Genomic DNA, 24800 nt, shown 5'->3' with positions numbered 1-24800 from the left:
TACCTGCCGAAGCTTTAGCGTAGGCAGGAGCGAATAGTAATTTGTAGATAGTCAATCCAACAAATGACCCGGCATCAATTTCAACTCGAAACTCGGAACTCGGAACCCGAAACTCGGAACTCTCACGGTCAATCTTCAGCTTTCGCCGAGCACGATCCCGACATTATCGATCAACCGTACATCGCCGAGCCATGCGGCTACGCAGCAGCGCATGTGTTCGGGGAGGTGTGCCGGGTGTACCGGCTCGAGCGTTTGCTCGTCGGCAAGACAGAGGTATTCCAACCTGAGCTGACCCGAGGATTCGATCTTCTCTTTGGCCCGGAACAACAGCTCATCGATCGGCACGTGGGCGATGTTGTCGCGCACATAAAAAAGTGCCCGGGAGATCACCACCGCTTCCTGCCGTTGAGCCGTGGTGAGGCGCAGGTTGCGGGAACTCATCGCCAGCCCGTCCGGCTCGCGCAGGGTGGGACAGCCGACAATCGTAACCGGTAGCCGGAGCTGTCGGGTCATTTCACGGATGACCGCCAGTTGCTGGAAATCCTTCTCGCCGAAAAAGGCTACATCGGGTTTTACGATATCGAAGAGTCGGGATACGACTTGTACGACCCCTCGAAAATGGCCGGGGCGATGGCTGCCCTCCATGACCTGCTCCAGCCTGCCCAGATCGATCGTGGGGGCATTGTCTTTTTCCAATTCGCCGGGGTAAATCTCCTGTTCGTCCGGTGTGAACAGCAGGTGAACACCAGCTTGCTCCAACATGGATCGGTCGGCCTCCGGCATGCGGGGGTACCGCTTGAGGTCGTCGGGATTGTTGAACTGGGTCGGGTTGACGAAGATGCTGCAGACGACCCGATCGCACTGACGATGCGCTTCCGCCACCAGGGAAATATGGCCGGGGTGCAAGGCCCCCATGGTGGGCACGAAACCGATCCGAAGGCCGGTCGACTTCCACTCCTGAATGACAGTCTGAAGTGATTTTATCTTATCAAATACCAACATTTGATCGTAATCAAGCGCTTTGGGCGACCATCTTGTCGTTCGGACTTACTAATCTGATGATCAAATTATTAAACTTATATAAGTCCTTTTTTTTCTAAAAATCGATTGTTTTTCGGTCAGGGGGCTTGCGCATATTGAAGCGTACCCTTATTATGTGTATCTTTGCAGCTGTTTAACCATTCATTTCCTATAATGAAGAAGGCGAAAGTACTATTCGTTTCCCAGGAAATTACCCCTTTCCTGGAAGTCACAGAAGTATCCAACATCGCCCGCCGGCTGCCGCAAGGAGTCCAGGAGCGCGGAAAAGAGATCCGGACGTTCATGCCCCGTTTTGGTGTGATCAACGAGCGTCGGAACCAACTCCACGAAGTCATCCGCCTCTCCGGCATGAACCTGATCATCGACGAATCGGATCATCCGCTCATCATCAAGGTGGCCTCGATCCAGAGTGCCCGGATGCAGGTTTATTTCATCGACAACGAAGAATATTTCCAGCGGAAGAACGTTTTCCGTGACGCGAAGAAGAAGTTCCATAAGGATAACGAAGACCGGATGGTCTTTTTCTGCCGTGGCGTACTGGAAACCGTGAAAAAACTTGGCTGGGCACCGGATGTGATCCATTGTCATGGCTGGATGACCAGCCTGATCCCGTTCTTCGTGAAGACCGGCTATAAGGATGACCCGATGTTCCGCAATTCGCGCATCGTGTATTCCTCCTACCTCCAGGACATGGAAGAAAATTTCACGCCGAACCTGGTGAAGAAACTCAAAATGGACGGTGTTACGCCGGACGACCTGAAGCTGTATAAAGAGCCCTCCATGGCCAATGTGCACCTGGCCGCGATGAAGCTCAGCGACGGGATCGTACGCGGTTGCGACACCAAACATTCCGCACTCGATACTTACCTCAAGAAAACCAACAAGCCCGTTCTCCAGTATTCACCGTTCGACGACGACGGCAACTTCGTCGGCGCCTGTTCGGACTTTTATGACGAACTGCTGGAAAACGAGCCGGCTCTCGTAGACTGATATGCTCGCAAACTCCGCCGGCCGTTTCCTGGCCGGTCTTTTCGGCCCCGCGGCCAACCCAATTACCGATCAACCTCAAAAGAACATTTCCTCCGCATCCGTGTGGAGGAAATGTTTTTTTCCGGCCCTGCTTGCGTTCGCCTTTCTGAGCGGATGTAAAGACTCGGAAGAACTCGGATTGTCGGTATTGCCCGAAAGCGACCCCCTGTCAACCGCTTATTCCGATTCGGCAACGATCGACTGCAGGGTCCTGACGGAAGATTCCGTCCGGGGCGACGAACTTTCGGCTTCCCTCCTGGGCGCCTATGGCGATCCGGTTTTCGGCAAGACCAAAGCGTCCATCTACGCCGAGGTCTTGTTACAGGGTAGTCCGACGTTTGTCAACCTGAGTACCGTAGACTCACTCGTCCTGCAACTCTTTTATTCGGGTTATTATGCCGATACCACCACGGCACAAACCGTAACGGTCTACCGGCTTAAGGAGAATATCAATCCCGGTTCGACCTATTACAGTTTCAAGGACTTCGCCCGCGAAGACCAACCGATCGGAACACGCGCGTACGTCCCCCAACCTTATACCAGGATCGTCGTTGACAGCGACACGGTATCTCCGCAGTTGCGCATTCCGCTCGACCTTGCGCTGGCCAATGAGATCGTTTCGCTAAGCGGTCAACCCGCACTTTCCGGAAATTCAAGCTGGCGGAACTATTTCAAAGGCATATACATTGAATCTGAAGGCAATACCGCAGCCGGCAAGGGCTGCATTTCGACCATCGACGTCTTCAATAGCCGGTTGAACCTCTATTACCACGATACCACCAACACTGCGCGGGTGTACCAGTTCACCCTTACCGGAGGCCGGGTGAACCGTTTCGAGCACGAATTCGGTGAATTGGCGGTCGGACGGCAGTTGCGCGACTCTACGGACGGCGACAGTCTGACGTATCTGCAGTCCATGTCGGGCACCAAAATCAAAATTTCAATGCCGTTTTTGAAACATTTTAAGGATTCGGGTAGTATCGTGGTGAACAAAGCGGAGTTGAATATCACGCTCACCGATGGTTCCACCAACGGATACCCGGCACCGGCTAATCTGCTCGTGCTGGCCCTTGACGCGAACGGCAACGTTGGATTCCCCCTCGACTACTTCGAGACCAGCGGTTACTATGGTGGTGGGTTGGATGCTTCGACCCGCACGTACCGTTTCAACCTTGCACGGCAGATCCAGGCGATCCTGGACGACCGTATCGGGAACAACGGCTTTTACCTGGTCATCTCCGGTTCGGGTGTCCAGGCCGCACGGGCGATCCTCGGGAGCGGCAAAAACGTTGCGGACCGCATGAAACTCAAGCTTTATTACACCAAGTTACCCTAACCCTGACAACACATGTGTGGCATCGTAGCATACATCGGCAAGCGTGATGTTTACCCGATCCTGATCAAAGGACTGCAGCGACTGGAATACCGCGGGTACGACAGCGCCGGCATCGCCATTCTGAATGGCGACCTGAAGGTTTTCAAGAAAGCCGGCAAGGTGAGTGACCTGCACGACTTCGCGAAAGACAAGGACACGAAGGGAAACATCGGAATGGGCCACACCCGCTGGGCTACGCACGGTGAACCGAACGACCGGAACGCGCATCCGCACTATTCGCAAAAAGGACGGTTCGCCATCATCCACAACGGCATCATCGAGAACTACGCTTCGATCAAGGCTGAGCTGAGCAAGCGCGGCCACGAATTCCGCAGTGACACCGATACCGAAGTGTTGGTGCACCTGATCGAGGACATTTTTGAAAACGCCCAGGTATCCCTGGACGAAGCCGTACGCATGGCGTTGGGCGAGGTGATCGGCGCTTACGCGATCGTGGTCCTTTCCAAAGACCATCCGGACCAGCTCATCTGCGCCCGCAAAGGCAGTCCGATCGTCATCGGTGTCGGCAAAGAGAAAGGCGAATTCTTCGTCGCTTCCGACGCTACGCCGATCATCGAATACACCAACAACGTCATTTACCTGAACGATGGCGAACTCGGTTTTGTCAACAAAGGTCAACTGACCGTGAAGACGATCGAGAACCAGGTGAAGACACCGTATATCCACGAACTCGAACTCAAACTCGAGCAGTTGGAAAAAGGCGGTTACGATCACTTCATGCTGAAGGAGATCTACGAACAGCCGCGTTCCATCTGGGACAGCATGCGGGGACGCATCGACGCGCAGAAGGGTTTCCTCCGCATGGGCGGCATCTCCGAATACGAGAAGAAGTTCGCGAACGCGAAACGCATCCTGATCATCGGTTGCGGAACATCCTGGCATGCCGGGCTGGTCGCCGAGTACCTCTTCGAAGAACTCGCCCGCATTCCGGTGGAAGTCGAATACGCATCGGAATTCCGTTACCGGAACCCGATCATTTACGAAGACGATATTGTGATCCCGATCTCGCAATCGGGTGAAACCGCCGACACGCTGGCGGCCATTGAACTTGCCAAGGCAAAAGGCGCGTTGATCTTCGGTGTCTGCAACGTGGTCGGCTCTTCGATCCCGCGTGCTACCCATGCCGGCGCCTATACCCACGCCGGCCCGGAGATCGGCGTAGCTTCCACCAAAGCCTTCACCGCACAGGTGGCCGTCCTCACCCTGATGGCCTTGCAGATCGCCCGCACGCGCGGCACGGTGAACGACTCCCGCTTCCACCAGTTGCTGAACGAACTGGAGGCGCTTCCGGCAAAAGTTGAAAAGGCGTTGAAGACCAACGAACAGGTCATCGACCTCGCTTCCAAGTTCAAGGATGCCCGCAACTTCCTGTACCTCGGCCGTGGCTATGGTTTCCCCGTAGCGCTCGAGGGCGCGTTGAAGTTGAAGGAGATCTCGTACATCCACGCGGAAGGATATCCCGCCGCAGAAATGAAGCACGGACCGATCGCCCTCATCGACGACGAGATGCCGGTGGTCGTGATCGCGAACAAGAACGATACGTACGAAAAGGTGGTCAGCAACATCCAGGAAGTGAAAGCCCGGAAAGGCAAGATCATCGCGGTGGTGACCGAAGGCGACAAGAACGTCAAGGAACTTGCCGACTATGTGATCGAGATCCCGGAAACGGATGACGTACTGGTGCCGATCGTTTCGGTGATTCCGCTGCAACTGCTTTCCTACCACATCGCCGTCATGCGCGGATGCAATGTGGACCAGCCGCGGAACCTGGCGAAATCGGTGACGGTAGAATAACCTTCTGCCTGCCATTCCCGGCCAGTTCGGGAATCCTCGTACCTTTCCTTCCGGATGAACAAGCGCAATAAGCACGCGCCTGGCCCTAAGGCCGCGCCGGTCAAATCCAGCACATCCATTAGCGGGTGGAGCATCCGGTTGCTGTTGAGCCTGCTGGCCCTGCTGTTGTACGGCAACACGCTGACGTTTGATTACGCGCTGGACGACGAAGTCCTTATTCTCAAGAACGAAGCGGTTCAAAAGGGCGTTAGCGGCATCCCTGAAATTCTCAGCCCGGGTAAAGTTTACGAGAACAGCATCCAGCCTTTCCGGCCTGTCGCTTCGGCCCTTTTCGCGATCGAACGCAGCCTGGCCGGACGTTCCGCGGCCTTCGGTCATTTCATCAGTCTGTTATTGTATGTGATCAACCTGCAACTGCTTTTCACCCTCTTGCAGCGGTTGTTCCGTCAGGTTCACACCCTGTTTCTGGCCCTGATCGTTGCCCTGTTCGCCGCCCATCCGATCCATACCGAGGTAGTGGCCAACATTAAAAGCCAGGACGAGTTACTGGCTGCCGCATTCGGCCTCCTGGCCTGGCTGAAATTCCTACCGAAGCAGGAACGAGTCAGCATCGGGAGAAGTGATGTGATCACCGGAAGCCTGTACTTCTTCCTGGCTCTGCTATCGAAGGAAAGCGCGATCGCCTTCGCACTCATCATTCCGGCCTCCCGCATCCTGGTTTTAAAACAACCACCTGGTTCCACCCTGCTGCATGCCGTTCCGTTACTGGTTCTCGGATTAATCTTTTTGTGGATACGAAGCCTGTACGTACCCTTTACGATTGATGCATCCGCGGATCCGCTATTGGCCAATGTCCTCAACGGCGCAAAGTACATGGGGGAAACAAGCGCCACCAAAATGGTCATCCTCCTGCAATTCCTGCGGGCCGTATTCCTGCCCTGGCCGATGTCCTGGGATTATTCGTTCAACGAAATCCCGATCAGCACCTGGAGTCAGTTAACGCCCTGGCTGGGTTTATTGCTGTACGCGTTGCTGATGGTCGTTGTCCTTTTCCGCTTTCGCCAATGGCCGATTGTCAGTTTCTGCATCCTGTTCTTTTTCATCTCGACTTCGCCAACTAACAACCTGTTCTTCACCACCGGTTCAACCTTCGCAGAACGATTCCTGTATGTACCGTCGATCGCCTTTTGCATCGTCTTGGTATTCCTGATCGCAAAAGCGCTGAAGACCGACATCCGCCAATTTCCCGAACATGGCAGACGGCCGCTCTTTCTGGTCATCGGCACGCTGGTGCTGGCAGGGTCTGTACTCAGCGTAGTGCGCGCTGCCGACTGGAGGAATAATAAGACGCTGTTCAGCGCGGACGTCCGACATGCCCCGAACAGCACACGGACACACTACAGTCTTGCTTCGGAGTTGCTGAAAGAAGCACAGCGAACGACTGACTACCGGAAGCGAATCGAGTTGCTGAACGAATCGGCTGCCTCGTTCGATCGCAGTATTGCGATCCATCCGGGAAATTTCCAGGCCTGGTACAACTACGGTCTGAATCGCGCGCTTGCTGGCGATACTGTCAAGGCCATCAATTGTTATCGGCGATCGATCGAACTCAGTCCCACCTATCAGGTGGCCATGAACAACCTCGCTGTGATCTACGATGCGCAAGGGGCGACTGATTCCGCCGCAGCCTGGTATAGACGGGTCCTTGCGTTGGATCCCGACAATGCGGTCGCCAAATCGAACCTCTCGAACACCTATTTCAACCTTGGCTTACGGCTCAGCCAGGCCGGCAGACGTGAAGAAGCGATTACCGCCTACCGGAAAAGCGCCGCCAGTGATCCATCCAATTCTATTCCTCTGAACAACCTTGCATCCCTGTTTGCTTCGGAGGCACAGTATGACAGCGCATTAGTGTATCTGAAAAAAGCGTACAGCATCAAGCCGGGCGAGATGATGGTGATCGAAAACATCGCTGCTGTCAGCTACCTGGACGGTAACTACCCGCAGGCGCTGGAATTTGCCGGAAAGGCCTTGGCGATACAACCGAATGCACAAAGGAGCCTTGGTGTTATGGCCGACACCTATCAGGCCATGGGCAATCCTGCAGAGGCGATGAAGTATCGACAGCGGTTACAGCAGATACGTTGATCAAATTACCCGGATCAGCGAAATTTTCGGGTTCCTATTCAACGCTGTCAACAACCCTTCCGGGTTGTTCAAATTTTTCACTTTCCCTACCGTTTCCGGATCGTTACTTTTAAGCACTTAACCTGAAACGGAAAACGAACCGATGAAACTTCACCATTCATTCTGCCTGGCGATCGCCTGCTGCGTGACGACCGCCAGCTTTGCACTCAACCCTTCGAAAGAATACAAAGTGAAGCCCGAGAAGTACGGGATGAACTACAAGGAAGAAAAAGTCCCGACGAAGGACGGAGCCTCGCTCAATGCATGGTTCTTCGAGACCGCGAAGAAGACGACCAATTGGATGGTCATCAGCGGGAGCGGCGACGGCAACATGGCCGACGACATCGAACTGGCAGGTCAGTTTCTTTCGGCGGGCTGGAACGTTGCCTTGTACGACTATCGCGGCTACGGCGCCAGTAGCGATTTCGCCATTGATCCCGATACGTACATCTACCCGCAGTTCATCAGCGACCTGAACGCGATGCTGGATTATCTCCGGAAGTCGCGTGCCATCACCAAGTTCGACCTCTTCGGCAAGAATATCGGTGCCGGACTTTCACTCGGCGTTGGCAGCAACCGTACCGAGACGCGAAAGATCATCGCCGATGGTCCCTGGACCGGTCTGGAGCCTATGAAAAAGAAAATCAAGGATAAGAAGGGTAAAGAGGTGATCATTCCGTTCGGCTATGACAAGACCTATGAACCCATGTACGCCTGCGATAAATCTCGCCCGAACATCAAAGGCGTTCTGGTCATTGTCACGCCACAGGACGATCTGATCAAACCCGAAGACACCAAAACGCTCCGTTGCGCCACCCAAACCTACATCGTCGCCAACAGTCCTTCCAATGCGGAGAACTTCAGTACGGATAAGAATGTTTATTTTGAGAAGGTGAGTAAGTTTTTGAATCAGTGAGTTAGTGAATAGTGAATAGCGAATAGCGAATAGCGAATAGCGAATAGTAAATTTTACCTGCCGAAGCTTTAGCGTAGGCAGGAGTGAACAGTAAACAGTAATCAGTAAATAATAAAAAAGGTTGTTCCTGTGGAACAACCTTTTTTTATGGCTTGGAAAGCAGACAGGTTAATGGTTTCGGTTTACTGCTCTTCGAATTCGTCTGCTTCAATTTCCTTTGCTGAGTCCCCATTCGCGCAGTTCGTCATCGTCTTCTACCGCCACGACTTGTTTGATCTCGGGCACCATGCGAAGGATGGTTTGTTCGATTCCCGCTTTCAGTGTCATGGCGCTCATGGAACACGAGCTGCAGGCGCCGAGGAAGCGCAGGCGAACAATATGGTCGTTGGTGACTTCGACCAGGGAAACATCACCGTTGTCGGCTTCCAGGTAGGGCCTTAACTGCGCGAGGGCTTCTTCTACGCGACGGTGGAGATCACTCATGGTCGGTTGGTTGTCGTATCAGTAAGCGGTGGCGGCCACCGGTTTGGTAGGAGCAAGTTCCGCATTGCGGATCGCCACCTGGCGGATAACCTGGTCGGCGACTTCGGCAAAGGCGGTTGCGACCGGCCCTTCGTCGTCGAGTGCTACCGGGATGCCCGTATCACCGCCTTCGCGAATGGACTGCACCAACGGGATCTCGCCGAGGAACGGGACCTTCAGTTCTTCGGCCAACTTTCTGCAGCCTTCTTTTCCGAAGATGTAGTACTTGTTTTGCGGCAACTCCGCCGGCGTGAAATATGCCATGTTCTCGATCAACCCGAGCACCGGAACATTGATCGTATCGAGGCGGAACATTCCGATACCTTTGCGGGCATCCGCCAGGGCAACGTGCTGCGGGGTACTGACGATGACCGAGCCGGTCACCGGTACTGCAGACACGAGTGTGAGGTGGATATCGCCGGTTCCGGGAGGAAGGTCGATCAGGAGGTAATCCAACTCGCCCCATTCCGCGTCGCTGAACAATTGCTTCAGCGCTTTGGAGGCCATCGGACCACGCCACGGAATCGGCTGGTTCGGATCGACCATCAGTCCGATCGAAAGCATCTTGACGCCGTATTTGTCGACCGGGATCATGAATTGCTTTCCGTCGCGCTCGTTCACATAAAGCTGCTCGTTCTCCACCCCAAACATGATGTGCTGGGAAGGGCCGTAGATATCGGCATCGATCAAACCGACCCGCGCACCCTTCTTGGCGAGGGCGACAGCGAGATTGGCGGCAACGGTCGATTTACCGACGCCACCTTTGCCGGAAGCAACAGCGATGATATTGCGGACATTGGGTAACTGAGTATCGGAAGAGCTGCGGCCACTCGTCGTGCGGGCCGTCATGTTCACGGTCACTATAGCTTCGGCATCAACGAAATGAACGATCGCATTGACGCAGGCCGATTGAATGAGCGCCTTTAACGGGCAAGCAGGGGTGGTCAGGACGACCGTGAAGGAGACGTTCTTACCGTCCACCACGATATCCTCGACCATATTCAGGGTAATCAGGTCTTTTTTCAGGTCCGGCTCGATCACATTCCGCAGCGCGTCTACGACCTGTTCTTGGGTAATTGGCATGGGGCAAAGATACCTATTAGGGTTTGGAGTTTCATGTTCCGGGTTCCGGGTTCCGGGTTGGTTACTAGGTAAGTCAATATTGTATATAACTGAATGTCAGGCCTATATACTGGAACGGGTTGGAAGAATCAAATGTTCAACTCAGAACCCGGAACCCGTCTGCCTGCTGAAGTTTTAACGTAGGCAGGAAACTCGGAACAATCATCTCTTCAGAGGGAAAGTTCGACTGCCGGATCCCAAAACCGTTTTTTGAACTCGACTACCTGATCCTTTTTAACCTTAACACCTTCTTTTTCCAAAAGTTCCTGCATGCGGGTGGGGCTTCCGAAATGGTGTTTGCCGGTGAGTAGTCCGGATCGGTTCACTACCCGGTGGGCCGGCACTTTTGGCTTAACCGCATGAGCGGAATTCATGGCCCATCCGACCATACGGGAAGACCGCGCGGTGCCGAGGTATTTAGCGATCGCGCCGTAGGAGGTCACACGACCTCTTGGTATCAGGCGGACGACAGCATAGACCTGATCAAAGAATGATTCGAGGGAGTTGGTACGGTCACTCATCCGATCTCGAATTGCAGATAACAAATAGGCAGGCCGGCGGCGAGCCAGCGGGATTCATAGGTGGTCCGAATGGATAATACCGGGTCCATGAGGTCAGACTGATAAAGATCGTGCGTTTGCTTCAGCACCTTGAGACCTTGTGTTGCTGCCAACTCCGAGGTGTAATCGTATAAGGGTCGGCTGTCGGTTTTCAAATTGACAACACCGTGCTTCGGCATGAACATGCGGTAGTAATCCAAAAAGCGCGGGCCTGTCAGCCGTTTGCGTTCTCCTCCGCTGGTCAATTGCGGATCCGGGAAAGTCACCCAGATCGTATCGACACGATCGTCCGGCGCGAAGAACCACCGGATATTGCCGATCATGATCCGCATGAACGCAGCGTTCTTCTGTCCTTTCTCCAAGGTCGTCTTAGCGCCTCTCCAAAGTCGTGCACCTTTCCAGTCGATGCCGACAAAATTCCGTTCAGGACACAGCGCGGACAAGCCGACCGTATATTCTCCGCGCCCACAACCCAGTTCCAACGTGAGGGGATTGGAATTACCAAACACCTGCTTTCCCCAGTGTCCTTTCATCGGATGATCCACCGGAGGAAAGACCATCCGGGGCTGAAAGAGATTCGAAAAAGTCTCGTTCTCGGCGAATCGGCGCAGCTTATTCTTTCCCATCGCGCCACGAAAGTACATAAAAGGGGTTGGTGCAGAATTGGTTTGGGAGTGTTACTATTGGAGGATGCAAACCCGCAGTATCCTGGTCGCACCGCTTGATTGGGGCTTGGGCCACGCAAGCCGGTGCGTCCCCCTGATCAGGAGGTTGTTGCAGGACGGACATACCGTTACCCTGGCCGGAACGGGAGCATCCGGCGACTTTCTACGCCTGCATTTTCCTACACTTCGCTTTCTTGAGCTCCCGGGTTATGCGATCCGTTACCCGTCTCATTCCGGCCTGGTCCCCTACCTCGGCCTGCAAATTCCAGGCTTATTGCGGAGCATCCGGAAGGAGCACGAATGGCTGGAGCAGTTACTGAAGCAAGCGTCTTTTGACCAGATCATCTCCGACAACCGCTATGGGCTTTGGCATCCTGACGTTGCATCGGTGATACTTACGCATCAACTGTACCTCCCACTTCCCTCAAGCATGCAATGGGCCAAGGGACTTGTTCAGCGCAGGCTTCACAGCTGGTTGAATCGGTTTGGGGAGATTTGGGTCCCGGATCATCCAGGCAAGGAGCAGCTCAGTGGCGCACTTTCTCATCCGGCTCCCGGGAACCTCCGGGTCCGTTACATCGGTCCGTTATCACGATTCAGCACCTTTCCTGTACCGGCAGCCGACGAAAAGAACTGGGACGTGGTGGCCGTTCTCAGCGGACCGGAACCTCAACGCAGCATCCTGGAATCCCTGCTGGTGGCCCGATACAGGGATTCAACCGTTAAGATGCGCATCCTTACGGGTCAACCGCTTGTTGATCGTTCACGTGACAACAAGGAAAACATTGAATTCATCGGACACTTACCCGACGAAGCATTCGCAGACACCTTAGTGCGTGCCAAGAGGATCTACTGCAGATCGGGATATTCGAGCCTGATGGATCTGGATGCCTTAGGACTGAAGGCCGTGTTAATCCCGACACCTGGTCAAACCGAACAGGAGTACCTGGCGGAACATTTTCGAATGAAAGGATGGGAAGTCCTCTCGCAGTCGGAACTCTCAAAGTAGCGTATGCGATTCATCACTGTGTTCGGAGTACGATGGCATCCGTGGTGATGATGTTGCTGCGGTTCAAAGCCCGGTCCCAGATGTACACCTCGTACTTCAAGGTGTCGTTGTTCAGAGCCGGTGGTAACGTCAGGGTTCTTTGGATATCCCCGCGAAGGGCTTTGTTGCTCCCTTCCGGTGTCATGTAGGGCAATCGGGCGCTGACGTTGATCGGATCAGCCTGCCATATACCGGATTCAAGAATGTAGGTCTTTACGACATAGTTATTGTAATATTGGCTGTTCACGTCGTCGAACTTCGGGTCGTTCCGGCTATCGCCGACCGGATAATAACCGATGTCGCCATCTCCGTCCGTGAAGGAGATCGTCACCACCACAGCCGAATCGAAGCCGGTCGTGGCGGGAGCCCGGAAGATGCTTTTGTACTCGATCGCGGGTACAAGCGAGTACGTCTCCTGCTTTTTACAGGCGGCCAGGGTTCCAAGACCCAGGAAAAACAGCAGTATCGAAATGCGATTCAATGTCATTGGAAAGGAACGGTTAAATTTACGAAAGATTATGGTTACCCATTCGCTACTATGGCATTGATCCTCCCCCTCAACGGCAAGCGACCTGTTGCCGGAAACAATTGTTTTTTCGCTCCCAATGCGACGATCGTAGGCGACGTGGTGATGGGTGACCGCTGCAGCGTCTGGTTTAACGCGGTGATCCGAGGCGACGTCCATTTCATACGGATCGGCGACCGGGTCAATATCCAGGATGGCGCGATCATCCATTGTACTTATCAAAAAGCGGCGACAACCATCGGGAACGACGTAAACATCGGGCACAGCGCGATCGTTCATGGTTGTACGTTAAAGAACAACGTTCTGATCGGCATGGGCGCGATCGTGATGGATCATGCGGTGGTGGAACCGTTCAGCATTGTGGCGGCAGGTTCCGTGGTTACGGAAAACACCGTGGTGGAATCCGGCTTCATCTACGCGGGGTCTCCGGCCAAGAAACTAAAGCCGATCAGTGAAGAACAACGCAAGCTGCTGGAAGAATTATCGGGCCGGTATGTGATGTACGTGGGCTGGTATGGGGAAGCGCAGGAAGGATAGGGGTTTCGGGTTTCGGGTTTCGAGTTTTCCTGCTCTCGCTAAGGCTTCGGCAGGCAGGCGGGTTCCGGGTTTCCCGCCTACACCAATCTTCGGCAGGTAAAATTCACTATTCACCGTTTACTGTTCACTATTTACTGTTCACTATTCACTCTTCACTAACTCCCATCCGAACCCTTACCTTCGCACCACCTATGGCTAAGAAACGTACCAGTGGCCTGGCGAACCGTCCGATCGGGATATTTGATTCCGGCATTGGCGGATTGACCGTAGCCAATGCGATCCAAAAAGTGCTACCGAACGAATCCCTGGTGTATTTCGGGGACACGGCGCACTTGCCGTATGGCGACAAGTCGCCCGATTCGATCAAATACTACGCGATCCGGATCAGTCAGTTTCTTTTGAAGCAGCAGTGCAAGATGATCGTCATAGCCTGCAACACGGCCAGCGCGATGGCTTACGAGACGGTGAAGGATTTCGTGGGCGATGCCGTTCCCGTGATCGACGTGATCAATCCGGTGGTGGAACATGTAACGGGAATTGCCGGCTCGAAGAAGATCGGTGTGATCGGAACGAAGGGAACGATCAAAAGCGACATCTACGCGAAGAAGATCCACGCAAAGAACAAGAAACTCGAAGTCGCTTCACTGGCCACTCCCCTGCTCGCTCCGATGATCGAAGAGGGTTTTTTCAATAACAAGATCTCCCGCACGGTGATCGGTTCCTATCTCGATAGCCGAAAGCTTTCGAAGATCGACTCCCTCATCCTGGCCTGCACGCACTATCCGCTGATCCGGCCGGAGGTGGAAGACTACTACAAAGGCAAGGTGCTCATTGTCGATTCCGCGGGGGTCGTTGCCGATCGCGTCAAATCCGTGCTTGCTGAAAACGAACTACTGGCACCCAAGCGAAAACCCGTCCACCATTTTTACGTTTCCGATTTCACGAAATCGTTCGAAGAAAGCACGCGCAATTTCTTCAGGAGCAAGATCCATCTGGAGAAGAAGGATATCTGGTTGTAATACTTGCCGGCTTGTAGTGCGTTTGCCTGGAAAACCTTCATCAGTAAAGCGTATCTTTATTACTCTGTGGACCTCCACACGCTCCATATTGAATCCCCTCTTGGCGCAATTCGCCTGTCTGGCAACGGAAATGCGTTGACGGAACTATCGTTTCTCGACGAAGCGCCTACTGGTGTAACGGATACTGAAGACGATATCCTGCAGGAAACCGCCAGACAACTGACTGCTTATTTCAACGGCGAAAGAACATCGTTTTCCATCCCGCTTGAACCGTCAGGGACTCTGTTTCAACAAAAAGTCTGGGAAGAATTGCTGCGTATTCCATGTGGCGCTACCATTTCCTACCGAGAACTTTCCATTCGGCTAGGCGACCCACTCTGTATCCGGGCAGCGGCAGCAGCCAACGGTAAAAACCCGATCGGCATCCTGATACCCTGCCATCGCGTGATCGGGAGCGACGGAAGTCTGACCGGTTATGCCGGAGGATTGTGGCGGAAGGAGAAGCTATTGGAAATTGAAGGCGTGCTTCGTCCTCAGCCGAGGCTTTTTTAAGGCCGACATTCTACCATTATTGCCTTTTTCGAACGATTTGGCGGCATGGAAGATTTATTTTGAAAACCCGTACCGGCGTTTTAAATTTCGTAGTAGTCGCTTTTGTTCATTCCTCATTCTCAAACTATATCCTCCATGAAAAACATCATCATCATTGTATTGTCGGCTATTACGGCAGTGGCGATACTGGAAGCCCTGGGCACCATCGACTGGATTGATAAGGATACAGTCATCATGGTCTTAGACGCACCCAAATCCTGTGACAATGGAAAACGGGAACCGGCCAAGCCTTTGGAAGGCGGCGGCATCTCGATCAAGGAAGACGAATGTTCACAATACATCGCGAAATTCGATACGGCCAAACAGCTTAACAAGCGCAACTGGTTTTATCTAAGCAAGGTCGCCATCGACAGCATTTTTTCGAAAGACGTGGCAGCCAACGGACTATCCATCTTTCCGGTAATTGACGCGACTGACAGTATGAATATCGTCGTAGCGCCCGTCATCAGCGAGCATACGCTGATCAACGCGAGTTACGGCTACGCAAGTTTTCTAACCCAAACGTTTTGTCCGAGCGACTGTGATGTCACAGAACGGATGATGAGTGAATAATCCGCCAACCTATAACCACACAACCACTTCCACCATGAAAACTCCCCACTTCAAGACCGCTTTGGTTTCTTTGCTGGTACTTTTTGCCTTCAACTCCCTTGCCGGAGATCCGGAAGGTGCACGCACGGTCGATAATCCGAAATCGGGTGGCGGCACATCCATTATGCCTGCCGATGCCGCGCGTCTCGCCCAGAGTTATATGGATGCAAAACCGGTTAATCCGCGGCAGGCTTTCTTCTTAAGCAAAGCAGCGCTGGATTCGATTTTCAAACACGACTTAACGGCAACCGGCATCATGGTAGTGCCCGTGCGGGAAGAAGGCGACTACATGAACCTTGTCGTAAAGGGATACCGCAGTGACAAGATCCTAGTCAATACGCAGTCCGGTAACAGCGTATTCCTCATGCAGACCTATTGCCCGACGGAATGCGACATGATGAATGAGCTCGGCAAAGAATAATCATCAAAGTTCACTGCCGTTCCTCCCCCTTACCGCAGCTTATGCGATCCTGGCTGTTCATTTTACTGCTGACGTTTTCCCGTCTGATCACTCCGCTACCAGCCAAAGCGGAGGAATTACAGGATCTGCTGACCAAACTCAAGCAGTCCCGACAGGACACGGCACAGGTTCAGCTCCTATTGCAGATCGCGAAAGCGTATGCGAACGGAGGGGTACCCGACTCCAACTCGTACTACGCCGAGCGGGCACTTCGCCTGAGCATGTTGCTGAACGACCAGCGCGGAGAAGCGCTGGCCCGGTACCAGTTGGGACGGTCTCAGATCGCCCGGGCCAATTACCTCCGGGCACTCGAGCACTTCTTAGAGGCGCGTAACCTGTTCGAGTCGCTGCAGGACACGTTGGGGCAGGCCAATTGCCGGATGCAACTGGGGGTGATCGCATACACGGAAAAGAACTATTCCGACGCACTGACATCCTTTACGCAGGCGCTACCGCTTTATCTTTCCATCAACGAATTGCGGCTTGCCTCAACGGTTCGTTATTTATCCGGTTTATGTCGAACAGAACTCGGGCGTTACGCGGAAGCCGAAACGGATCTGATGCTTGCCCTGGAAGACAAGCGCAAACTCGGTGACGAAAAAGGATACCAGGAATGCGTGACGGGCCTTGCCGACCTCTTCCTCCGGCAGGATCAGATCGAACGTTCGCGGAACATGTACCGGTCCGCCTTGGCATATTTCAAGAACTCTTCCAATCTCAATGGGGAAGCGGTCACCCTGATCGGAATCGGCCGTTCCTTTCTCAAAGAAAACCATGCGGACAGCGCCAAGGTTTACCTGGAATCCGCGCTCCAGATCAGTTCCTCCAACCGCTATCCTGCCGGCATCATGAATGCATCCCACGCCCTGGCGGAAGCGTATGAACGGACCGGAAATTCCGCCAAAGCGTTGACGATGCAGCAACAATATTACACGCTGCGCGACTCCCTCTTCAATCTTGAAAGTACACGCCAGCTCGCGGAGTTGCAATACCAACTCGACCTGACCCGAAAGCAATCCGAGATCGACCTTCTGAGCAAGGAACGGCAGATCGACCGGTTCCTGCGCATCATGCTGATCACGGGTTCGGCCTTGTTTCTCATCCTGAGTCTTCTGCTGCTCCAACGATTCCGCTACAAGCAGCAGGCCAACCGTAAACTCGAAAAAGCGAACCAGGACCTCAACCATGCGCTGGACGAACTGCGGAACACCCAGGAACAACTCGTTCAATCGGAGAAGATGGCTTCGCTGGGTCAGCTGACCGCCGGTATCGCGCACGAGATCCGGAACCCGCTCAACTTCATCACCAACTTCGCCGCGGTTTCCCGGGAGCTGGCCGACGAGTTGAATGACACCGGCACCGCTACCGAACGCCACGAACTGTCCGCCGACCTGAAGCGCAATCTGGAAAAGATCGAAGAGCACGGCCTTCGTGCCAATTCGATCGTACGGAGCATGATGTTGCACGCGCGGCAGGGAAAGGGGGAGCGACAGACCGTCAACCTCCGTGATCTCACGGAAGAAAACGTACACCTGGCTTTTCACGGCATGCGCGCCTCGCATCCCGACTTCGACGTAACGCTCGAGAAGCACCTTTCCATCCAGCTTCCGGCGCTGGAACTCGTACAACAGGACATCAGCAGGGTTTTACTGAACCTCCTGAACAACGCCTTTTACGCAGTCCGGGAACGTTCGAAAAAGAAAGAACCCGGGTTTCGTCCTACCGTTCGTATTCGCCTCGATAGTGAGCAAGGCCAGGCCGTGATTCGCATTGAAGACAACGGCATCGGTATCGCCTCCGAAAAGCTTGATAAAATTTTTGAGCCATTCTATACGACCAAACCTCCGGGTGAAGGCACCGGACTGGGGTTAAGCATCAGTCACGATATCGTAAAAGGCCACGGCGGCTCCATGCGCGCCAACAGCGTTGGCGGCTGGACGGTCTTTGAGGTGCGTTTGCCTATTTGAAGAAGGGGCGAGGGGCGAGGGACGAGGGACGAGGGACGAGGGCAAACGTGTTCCGGGTTTCCTGCCTACGCTAAAGCTACGGCAGGCAAGCGGGTTCCGCGTTTCCGGTTCTCCCTCCAAAGGGCTAATACTGCTTACTGTGCACTGTTCACCAAAAAACTATTCGCTGTTCGCTATTCGCTACTGTTCACTGTTTACTGTTCACTGTTTACTGTTCACTGTTTACTGTTCACTCCTGCCTTCGCTAAAGCTCCGGCAGGCAGGATTCGCTATTCGCTACCCTTCTCTGCATACTGCTCACCGCCTACTGCTTACTGCCTACTGCCAACCGCCCCTCCCCTCACCTCCTCCCCTTCGTTTCCAACTTCTGCATGCCGGAAACCGTGAGGCTGCAGAAGCCGAATTCCTGATCGACCTTTCCGCGTAAGAGGTAGAGTCCGCGGCCCCGGAAGGGGAACTGTTCGGTGACGCGGGGGAAGTGCGTTGTGTCGAAGAAGCGTCCTTCGCGATCGAGGAAGGTTCCGAACTGCATCATCTCGCGTTTGACCGTGGTGGTCTGCTTGGTGGTCACCAGGTAACCGACGATGGCGATCTCCCGACCGACATTTTGTTCGAAGTCGCAGGCACTTGCCGGCGAAGGCAAGGGATCACGCAAGAGCGAAAACGGATCGCAGAGTGGAAAGCCGAGGAGTTCGATCTCGTCGAGTGCATCGTCGACCGGGTCGTGGTAGAGGTCCGGCAAGGTGAAGGTCTCCGGTTCGACCCCGAACAGTTCCGGCACGACGCGGGTACGTTTTTCCGCGCCGAGCAGGATGGGAATATCCCACAGCAGCTCCTTCTTCCCCTTGCCGGAAAAGCGGAACGCGCCGATACGGATCAGGATACGCAAGTGCTCGACCGCAATGGGGACACGGTGTACGAAATCGTCGAGGCTCAGGAAGGGACCGTTGGCGGCGCGCTCGGCGAGTAACGCGTCCGCCGCCGATTGTTCCAGGCCGGAGAGGTGGATGAAGCCGAGGTGGATGTCGTCGCCCGAAATGTTCGTGAGGTAGTCACTCCGATTGACACAGGGCGCGTGGACGTTCGCACCCGACCTGCGCGCTTCGTGGACATAGAACTCGGTCCGGTAAAACCCGCCGAAGTTGTTGATCACCCCGACCATGAATTCCTTCGGGTAGTAGGCCTTTAGGAACAGGCTCTGGAAACTCTCGACCGCATAGGAAGCCGAATGGCCTTTGGAAAACGAGTAGCCGGCGAAACTTTCGATCTGCCGCCATACTTCGGTGGTGATGCTTTCCGGATAGCCGCGTTCGGCGCAACTGGCGAAGAACTTATCGCGGATCTTGGCGAACTCGTCGCGCGAGCGGAACTTCCCCGACATGCCGCGACGGAGCACGTCGGCTTCGGAGAGTGAGAGGCCGGCGAAGTGATGCGCGACCTTGATGACATCCTCCTGGTACACCATGATGCCGTAGGTCTCCTCCATCAGCTCCCGCATGAGCGGGTGGATGTATTGCCGGCGGGCAGGATCGTGGGTCCGGAGGATGTACTCGCGCATCATGCCCGAGCGGGCGACACCCGGGCGGATGATCGAGCTCGCGGCGACCAGTTGGATGTAGGTATCGACCCGCAGTTTCTTCAGCAGCATGCGCATGGCGGGCGACTCGACGTAGAAGCAGCCCATGCAGCGGCCCTCGCGGATGAGTGCGCGCACCCGTTCGTCGCGCTTGAAGCGGGCGATATCGTGGATGTCGACCGTCTCACCGCGGTTTTTCTTCACCAGCTCGACCGCGTCGCGGATGTGACCGAGTCCGCGCTGGCTGAGGATGTCGTATTTGTACAGCCCGACATCCTCGGCTTCGAGCATGCTGAACTGCGTGACCGGAAAACCCTTCGGCGGTCGCACGGTGGCGGTATACCAGGTGACCGGCTTTTCGGAGATCAGCACGCCGCCGGCGTGGATGCTGAGGTGGCGGGGAAAGTCGGTGATGCGCTGCGCGATCTTCCAGATGCGGCGCGTGATGTGGTCGGGTGTATCGGGATGACGGCGCGTTTCGGAGAGCGCGTCGATCTCTTCTTTCGGCAGGCCGAAGACCTTTCCGACCTCGCGGATGATGGCGTTGTACTGGAAGGTGGAATAGGTCGCGAGCAGGGCGACGTGTTCCTCGCCGTGCCGGCGGAAAATGTACGCCAGTACCTCGTCGCGTTCTTTCCAGGAAAAGTCGAGGTCGAAGTCGGGCGGATTGGTGCGGTAAGGATTGATGAAGCGTTCGAAGTAGAGGTCGAGGTCGATCGGATCGACGTCGGTGATGCGCAGGCAGTAAGCGACGATGCTGTTGGCGCCGCTGCCGCGTCCCACGTAGAAGTAGCCGCGGTGCCGGGCGTAGCGCACGATATCCCAGTTGATCAGGAAGTAGGGCGCGAAGCCGAGTTCGTCGATCATGCGCAGCTCCTTCTCTACCCGCTCGCGCACCGTCGCACCGGCCTCGCCGTAGCGCTCCCGCATGCCGGCGAAGGTTTCGCGTCGCAAGAGTTCGCGATCGAGCGCCTTGCTGCCGGTGAAGCTGAGCTTGTTCTTGCTCTCGTGATAGTCGAAGGCGATGCCGCAGCCTTCGAGCAACCGTTCGGCATTGTCGATCAGCGACAAACTATCAGTGCATTGCTCCCGCAGTGCGTCGGGCGACAGCATCACTTCGCCGGGATCGGCGAGGTCTTCCGGAGGCAGTTTGGTCAGGAGCGTATTCCGGTCAACGGCGCGCAGTACGCGATGGATGTCGTGTTCGCCGGGCGAGCGGAAGCTTACGGGCCACCAGAGCACGAGGCGCGCAGGATCGATGCGCAAACCGCCCCAGGAAGGCAGGCGGCGCAAGCCGAACCAAACGCGTTCGCGCAGGGCGGGCTGCATGGGGCGCAGGCGTTCGTCGATCCAGTCGGACAAAGCCTTTGCTCCCGGCAGCGCGGGCGGCACAAGTATCCAGGATACGTTGGGCAACAGCGGCGGCTGATCGGGCACATCGGCTTCGGCGTTGGTACCGCCGCGCAGGCAGTGCGTGAGGAACTCGTTGAGTTCGTGAAAGCCCACGTTGTTGCGCGCGATGCCGACATAACAAAGCCGGTGATCGCGCCGGAACTCGATCCCGACCACCGGCTCTACGCCGTACTGCGGAGCGAGTCGGATAAAGTCGAGCACACCCGAGGTGTTGTTGATGTCGGTCAGCGCCAGCTTCCGCACCCCGCAACGCTGCGCCTCCGCAAGCAGCTCTTCGACCGAGAGCGTGCCGTGGAGGAAGCTGAAGTAGGTGTGGGTGTTGAGGTACATGTAAGGAGGGACGTGGGGCGAGGGACGTGGGGCGAGGGACGAGGGACGTGGGGCGAGGGACGTGGGGCGAGGGACGTGGGGCGAGATTAGTGATTGGGGATTGGGGGATGCGTCGGGGCCCGAAACCTAATCTCCCTAAATCACTGTTTACTGTTTACTGTTCACTGTTTACTATTCACTATTTGCTACCGGATCGCTAAACAATCATTTTGTATGATTGTATAGTAATCTTTCACGAATGAAAATGCAAGGGCGAGACGAGAGAAAAAACCGGGACATTGTGATTTTCAGAGCATAAAAAACGCGCGCCTGGTTGGCAGGCAACCAATGGCAGAGAAAAAAACGCGGGGCGGCATACCACTGTTCACTCACAGTGTTTCTCCCACTTCGCACTTTTATTTTAGTGCGTAGTGTGAGAAACAGTGCGAGTGAGCAGATTTAGAAACAGTGTGAGAAACAGTGCGAGTGAGCAGTGGGAACACCACACACTTGCACTGACACCCGAACTTCGCACTTTTTAGTTAGTGCGAAGTGTGAGAAAGAGCTTGAGCAGGTTTAGAAACAGTGTGAGAAACAGTGCGAGTGAGCAGTGTGTTGAAACCTTACTGCCGGATGAACGCACGCTGCTGCGTACCCAACTCGTCTTGAAGGCGAACATAATAAAGGCCGGCGTGGAGATCCGCTACATCCAACGTAAGGTTATCGATCGAATTCGCGGATAGCGAACGCAACTCGCGGCCGAGCTCATCGAGCAGGGTGATGTGAACGGGGCGCGACATTGTTCCACTCGCAACTTGCAGTGTAATACGATCGCGTGCAGGATTCGGGAAGAGTGAAAACTCCGGCTGGCGATTGGCGAAAGCGGTCCCCGTCGTGATGTCGTTGATGCTGGTGATGCGGGCGGTATAAACACCGTTGCCGTGCGTAGCGACCGCCACCAGGCCGTCCGACTCGCGGCAGTCGAGCATATCCACTACCGCAGTGCCGATGGTCGTGCTGCCCTGCCGGACCCAGACGGTGCTGTTCGTGATGAGCGTATCTGCGGCAAAAAGGCCTACCGACGTACCGACGAGGTATACGGTTCCGTCGGAGACGGGAAGAATACTTGCCCAACGGCAGGAAGGTCCGTTGCCGGTTCCGCCGGTGTTCTGCTCGAGGTTGCCGCCGACCTTTCGCCAGTTGGCGCCGGCATCGGACGAATGAAAGAGGCTATAGACGCCATAGTTGGAAAACACCACCAGCAACTCATCGGCATTCTGCGGATTCACGGCGATACAAGACGTATAGCCGCTTGCGGGAAAGAGCGAGTACGTGATGTCGATGCGCTGCGGTACGCCCGTATTGGCGCTGTCGAGGCGATAGATATGCCGCTTGTTGGTGCCATAGTACAGACGATGTGCAGGTTGCCGGGAGATCGCGAGCGCGGTGATCTCCTCCCCTGCCGTCGGTAAGGTGTCGGGCAGTCGCACCCAGTTGGTGGCGATGGAATCCCACTGGTTAGAAAGCGGAATACCGGAGAGGTCGTCGTTCCGCCAGATGTACTGACCGGCGCAGAGGTACATCACATCCTGGTTGTTCGGGTCCAGCACGAAGGGATTGATGAACTGATAGTTTTCCGCACCGATCGGATCGATGCGCCGATAAGCGGTGACTTGCCCGGACGGATCCACCGTGGTCTTGGCGATCTTGCCCTGCTGCTTGGAGAAATAATAATACGATCCGCCGTCGGTGATCTGGCAATAGGATCCGTCGCCGTCGAAGGAATGGAACCAGTCGGCCGTGGAGTTCGTGTCGTTGGAATAATAAGTCCCGTTATCCTGCAGTCCGCCGATGATCACATCGCTGTTGCCGCCATGGTCCAAGGTGACCGTATAGAACTGGCTGGTGATGTAGCCGAGGTTCTTCTCCTCCCAAACGACATTCGAAGCCGTGTTGTCCAGTGTTTTGGAAACACCTCCGTCACAACCCGCATACATGATGTCGGGGTTGGAAGGCAGGAAGACCAGCGCATGTTGGTCGGGATGATGGCCCGGGTATTCATCGACGAACGGAAGCGCGGCGCCAAGTGCATAGCCGCCTATCACGGTCGTCTGCGTGCTATCGGCAAAGGCATTGTCTGAGCGGAAGAAGTTCGTACCGCCGATGAAGACAACGTTCGAATTGCCCGGCTTTACCTTCACAACGAGGTCATAGCCACCTTGTGTGTTCAAGCCGTTGAAGACACCGATGTTGCCGGGGAGGTTCGGGGAGAGATCGGTCCAGGTTCCGCCCGTTCCTGTACCATTGCCGGAGAGGTATTCGTACTTCCACAGGCTGTTCCAGAGCGTGTCGCCCTGAAAGTCGGTGCTCATGCGGCCGTAGCCGGGAGTGGGGCCGAAGAAGTAGACGATGTTCTCGTTGTTCGGATCGATGCCGATCACCAGGCGGTCGTAGTTGGGCGGGAAGTTGGATGGCAGGATGTTGACGAAGCCCGTACCGCCGGGAGCGCGCCAGATACCTTTCTGCGGACCGTCGCTGCTGAGTGTTGCATAGACGACACTGGTGGGTGAAACGGCCACATCGGTGAAGTAGCTGTAAGTGGATTGTACGCCGGCATTGCCACGCACGAGCGACCAACTCGTGCCACCGTTGACACTCTTATAAATAGCATCGAAGCAGGCGCCATAAACAACGTCCTGGATGAGGTTCCCGGGATCGGTGACCACGTTCCAGGTAACGTCCCATACGTTGTCGAAAACATGCGGAGTACCGGAGACCGTGCTGGACAACGAAGCCCATGTGAGGCCACCGTCGCCGGATTTGTACATGCCGTTGCCAAGATAGAAGGCCGAGCCACCGCTGGCCGAGGTTCCGTAGGCTTCGCCGGAGAGGTAGTACCAGGTTTGTTCGCGGCCCGGCCGGGTATCCTGCGCGATAGCGTTCACGCCGGGATGTCCCATGCCGTCGCTGACACGCGACCAGGAATTTCCGCCGTCGGTGCTGCGCCACATCCCACCGCTGACGCCGCCGGCGAGCAGGACATTCTCGTTGGTGACATCGATAGCCAGCGCGCGGGTTCGTCCGCCCACATTCCAGGGGCCGCGGAAGTTCCAGTCGCCGTTGATACCGGCACGTCGCGCCTGAGCGGAGCGATCGTCGGGCAGGGTGGCGGCGAAGGCCAGTTCCTTTTCGCGGATCATGGGCGGGATCGCACCGATGGCAGGATCCATCAGGCGTTCTTTTTCCCACAGCACACGTTCACGGGCTTCCTGTGCAGCTTCGCCGGATGCGCGCGAAATTTTACCGGTAGTCATGATCTCACGTCGGCACGCAGAAATCGAAAAAGCAGTCAGGAGTGTAAGAAACAGGAGTTGTCGGCGCATGGGTGCGGGGATTTGATGAAAGAACGAAAAAAAGGAGGAGAAAAGAAAGGGGAGATAAAAACTGGAAAGTGGTAACTGGTAACTGGTAACTAGAAACTGGTAACTAGAAATTGGTAACTAGAAATTG

Annotated in this window: 20 protein-coding genes; 12 read left to right on the top strand and 8 right to left on the bottom strand. The window is 55.2% G+C overall.

The features are described 5' to 3' along the window. Positions 1–135 precede the first annotated feature (135 nt). Positions 136–1002 carry a pantoate--beta-alanine ligase gene (locus IPJ96_04185; GenBank protein ID MBK7909548.1) on the bottom strand — a complete coding sequence of 289 codons (867 nt, stop codon included), beginning with the start codon at positions 1000–1002 and terminating at the stop codon, positions 136–138. A gap of 192 nt (positions 1003–1194) precedes the next feature. Here IPJ96_04185 and IPJ96_04180 point away from each other — a divergent pair, with 192 nt between their 5' ends. The 5 genes from IPJ96_04180 to IPJ96_04160 all read left to right on the top strand — a co-directional run bounded on the left by IPJ96_04180 (position 1195) and on the right by IPJ96_04160 (position 8363). Next, on the top strand, positions 1195–2031 hold the full coding sequence (locus IPJ96_04180; GenBank protein MBK7909547.1) for a glycogen/starch synthase: 837 nt from the start codon (positions 1195–1197) through the stop codon (positions 2029–2031). Between the two features lies 1 nt (position 2032). Further along, the gene (locus IPJ96_04175; GenBank protein ID MBK7909546.1) at positions 2033–3406 is read left to right on the top strand and encodes a DUF4270 domain-containing protein; all 1374 of its coding nucleotides are present in this window, start codon (positions 2033–2035) and stop codon (positions 3404–3406) included. A gap of 12 nt (positions 3407–3418) precedes the next feature. Next, on the top strand, positions 3419–5260 hold the full coding sequence (gene glmS / locus IPJ96_04170; protein ID MBK7909545.1) for a glutamine--fructose-6-phosphate transaminase (isomerizing): 1842 nt from the start codon (positions 3419–3421) through the stop codon (positions 5258–5260). A gap of 54 nt (positions 5261–5314) precedes the next feature. Further along, positions 5315–7408 (top strand): tetratricopeptide repeat protein, encoded by a 2094-nt coding sequence (locus tag IPJ96_04165; GenBank protein MBK7909544.1) that lies wholly within the window; start codon positions 5315–5317, stop codon positions 7406–7408. A 142-nt stretch (positions 7409–7550) separates the two neighbouring features. Continuing rightward, positions 7551–8363 (top strand): alpha/beta hydrolase, encoded by an 813-nt coding sequence (locus IPJ96_04160; GenBank protein ID MBK7909543.1) that lies wholly within the window; start codon positions 7551–7553, stop codon positions 8361–8363. Positions 8364–8570: 207 nt separating this feature from the next. Here IPJ96_04160 and IPJ96_04155 read toward each other — a convergent pair whose 3' ends face one another. The 4 genes from IPJ96_04155 to trmB form a co-directional block, all read right to left on the bottom strand. Next, complete coding sequence (locus tag IPJ96_04155) at positions 8571–8846, bottom strand: NifU family protein (protein MBK7909542.1); 276 nt, start codon at positions 8844–8846, stop codon at positions 8571–8573. 18 nt (positions 8847–8864) lie between these two features. Next, positions 8865–9968, bottom strand: coding sequence for an Mrp/NBP35 family ATP-binding protein (locus IPJ96_04150; GenBank protein ID MBK7909541.1), 1104 nt, complete (start codon positions 9966–9968; stop codon positions 8865–8867). Between the two features lie 209 nt (positions 9969–10177). Beyond that, on the bottom strand, positions 10178–10528 hold the full coding sequence (locus IPJ96_04145) for an MGMT family protein (protein ID MBK7909540.1): 351 nt from the start codon (positions 10526–10528) through the stop codon (positions 10178–10180). Next, positions 10525–11193 (bottom strand): tRNA (guanosine(46)-N7)-methyltransferase TrmB, encoded by a 669-nt coding sequence (trmB, locus tag IPJ96_04140; protein MBK7909539.1) that lies wholly within the window; start codon positions 11191–11193, stop codon positions 10525–10527. Before trmB ends, IPJ96_04145 begins: the two co-directional genes overlap by 4 nt. Positions 11194–11257: 64 nt before the next feature. Here trmB and IPJ96_04135 point away from each other — a divergent pair, with 64 nt between their 5' ends. Further along, positions 11258–12241 (top strand): glycosyl transferase family 28, encoded by a 984-nt coding sequence (locus IPJ96_04135; GenBank protein ID MBK7909538.1) that lies wholly within the window; start codon positions 11258–11260, stop codon positions 12239–12241. 13 nt (positions 12242–12254) lie between these two features. Here IPJ96_04135 and IPJ96_04130 read toward each other — a convergent pair whose 3' ends face one another. Further along, entirely contained in the window at positions 12255–12767 is a 513-nt protein-coding gene (locus IPJ96_04130; GenBank protein MBK7909537.1) for a hypothetical protein, read from the bottom strand. A 51-nt stretch (positions 12768–12818) separates the two neighbouring features. On the opposite strand from IPJ96_04130, the gene IPJ96_04125 reads away from it, so the two are divergent. The 6 genes from IPJ96_04125 to IPJ96_04100 all read left to right on the top strand — a co-directional run bounded on the left by IPJ96_04125 (position 12819) and on the right by IPJ96_04100 (position 17992). Then, positions 12819–13343, top strand: coding sequence for a gamma carbonic anhydrase family protein (locus IPJ96_04125; protein ID MBK7909536.1), 525 nt, complete (start codon positions 12819–12821; stop codon positions 13341–13343). 191 nt (positions 13344–13534) lie between these two features. After that, positions 13535–14362: a glutamate racemase gene (locus IPJ96_04120; protein ID MBK7909535.1), complete on the top strand. Its 828-nt coding sequence runs from the start codon at positions 13535–13537 to the stop codon at positions 14360–14362. Positions 14363–14428: 66 nt separating this feature from the next. Beyond that, complete coding sequence (locus IPJ96_04115; GenBank protein ID MBK7909534.1) at positions 14429–14914, top strand: methylated-DNA--[protein]-cysteine S-methyltransferase; 486 nt, start codon at positions 14429–14431, stop codon at positions 14912–14914. Positions 14915–15049: 135 nt separating this feature from the next. Further along, entirely contained in the window at positions 15050–15526 is a 477-nt protein-coding gene (locus IPJ96_04110; protein ID MBK7909533.1) for a hypothetical protein, read from the top strand. Positions 15527–15560: 34 nt separating this feature from the next. Next, complete coding sequence (locus IPJ96_04105) at positions 15561–15986, top strand: hypothetical protein (protein ID MBK7909532.1); 426 nt, start codon at positions 15561–15563, stop codon at positions 15984–15986. A gap of 41 nt (positions 15987–16027) precedes the next feature. Continuing rightward, on the top strand, positions 16028–17992 hold the full coding sequence (locus IPJ96_04100; GenBank protein MBK7909531.1) for a GHKL domain-containing protein: 1965 nt from the start codon (positions 16028–16030) through the stop codon (positions 17990–17992). 340 nt (positions 17993–18332) lie between these two features. On the opposite strand, the gene IPJ96_04095 is transcribed toward IPJ96_04100, so the two are convergent. Beyond that, positions 18333–21311, bottom strand: coding sequence for a DNA polymerase III subunit alpha (locus IPJ96_04095; protein MBK7909530.1), 2979 nt, complete (start codon positions 21309–21311; stop codon positions 18333–18335). A gap of 602 nt (positions 21312–21913) precedes the next feature. After that, positions 21914–24673 (bottom strand): T9SS type A sorting domain-containing protein, encoded by a 2760-nt coding sequence (locus IPJ96_04090; protein ID MBK7909529.1) that lies wholly within the window; start codon positions 24671–24673, stop codon positions 21914–21916. Positions 24674–24800: the final 127 nt, after the last annotated feature.

The organism is Bacteroidota bacterium, from assembly GCA_016713765.1.
GTDB lineage: Bacteria > Bacteroidota > Bacteroidia > AKYH767-A > 2013-40CM-41-45 > Pollutiaquabacter > Pollutiaquabacter aromativorans.
Note: the sequence above shows the minus strand (reverse complement) of the source record. Positions and strands in the feature narration are given on the sequence as shown.

What these genes read in the sequence shown, in the direction of transcription:
- IPJ96_04185 (MBK7909548.1), bottom strand. Translation starts at nt 1,002, where the DNA reads ATGTTGGTATTTGATAAGATAAAATCACTTCAGACTGTCATTCAGGAG.
- IPJ96_04180 (MBK7909547.1), top strand. Translation starts at nt 1,195, where the DNA reads ATGAAGAAGGCGAAAGTACTATTCGTTTCCCAGGAAATTACCCCTTTC.
- IPJ96_04175 (MBK7909546.1), top strand. Translation starts at nt 2,033, where the DNA reads ATGCTCGCAAACTCCGCCGGCCGTTTCCTGGCCGGTCTTTTCGGCCCC.
- glmS (MBK7909545.1), top strand. Translation starts at nt 3,419, where the DNA reads ATGTGTGGCATCGTAGCATACATCGGCAAGCGTGATGTTTACCCGATC.
- IPJ96_04165 (MBK7909544.1), top strand. Translation starts at nt 5,315, where the DNA reads ATGAACAAGCGCAATAAGCACGCGCCTGGCCCTAAGGCCGCGCCGGTC.
- IPJ96_04160 (MBK7909543.1), top strand. Translation starts at nt 7,551, where the DNA reads ATGAAACTTCACCATTCATTCTGCCTGGCGATCGCCTGCTGCGTGACG.
- IPJ96_04155 (MBK7909542.1), bottom strand. Translation starts at nt 8,846, where the DNA reads ATGAGTGATCTCCACCGTCGCGTAGAAGAAGCCCTCGCGCAGTTAAGG.
- IPJ96_04150 (MBK7909541.1), bottom strand. Translation starts at nt 9,968, where the DNA reads ATGCCAATTACCCAAGAACAGGTCGTAGACGCGCTGCGGAATGTGATC.
- IPJ96_04145 (MBK7909540.1), bottom strand. Translation starts at nt 10,528, where the DNA reads ATGAGTGACCGTACCAACTCCCTCGAATCATTCTTTGATCAGGTCTAT.
- trmB (MBK7909539.1), bottom strand. Translation starts at nt 11,193, where the DNA reads ATGGGAAAGAATAAGCTGCGCCGATTCGCCGAGAACGAGACTTTTTCG.
- IPJ96_04135 (MBK7909538.1), top strand. Translation starts at nt 11,258, where the DNA reads ATGCAAACCCGCAGTATCCTGGTCGCACCGCTTGATTGGGGCTTGGGC.
- IPJ96_04130 (MBK7909537.1), bottom strand. Translation starts at nt 12,767, where the DNA reads ATGACATTGAATCGCATTTCGATACTGCTGTTTTTCCTGGGTCTTGGA.
- IPJ96_04125 (MBK7909536.1), top strand. Translation starts at nt 12,819, where the DNA reads ATGGCATTGATCCTCCCCCTCAACGGCAAGCGACCTGTTGCCGGAAAC.
- IPJ96_04120 (MBK7909535.1), top strand. Translation starts at nt 13,535, where the DNA reads ATGGCTAAGAAACGTACCAGTGGCCTGGCGAACCGTCCGATCGGGATA.
- IPJ96_04110 (MBK7909533.1), top strand. Translation starts at nt 15,050, where the DNA reads ATGAAAAACATCATCATCATTGTATTGTCGGCTATTACGGCAGTGGCG.
- IPJ96_04105 (MBK7909532.1), top strand. Translation starts at nt 15,561, where the DNA reads ATGAAAACTCCCCACTTCAAGACCGCTTTGGTTTCTTTGCTGGTACTT.
- IPJ96_04100 (MBK7909531.1), top strand. Translation starts at nt 16,028, where the DNA reads ATGCGATCCTGGCTGTTCATTTTACTGCTGACGTTTTCCCGTCTGATC.
- IPJ96_04095 (MBK7909530.1), bottom strand. Translation starts at nt 21,311, where the DNA reads ATGTACCTCAACACCCACACCTACTTCAGCTTCCTCCACGGCACGCTC.
- IPJ96_04090 (MBK7909529.1), bottom strand. Translation starts at nt 24,673, where the DNA reads ATGCGCCGACAACTCCTGTTTCTTACACTCCTGACTGCTTTTTCGATT.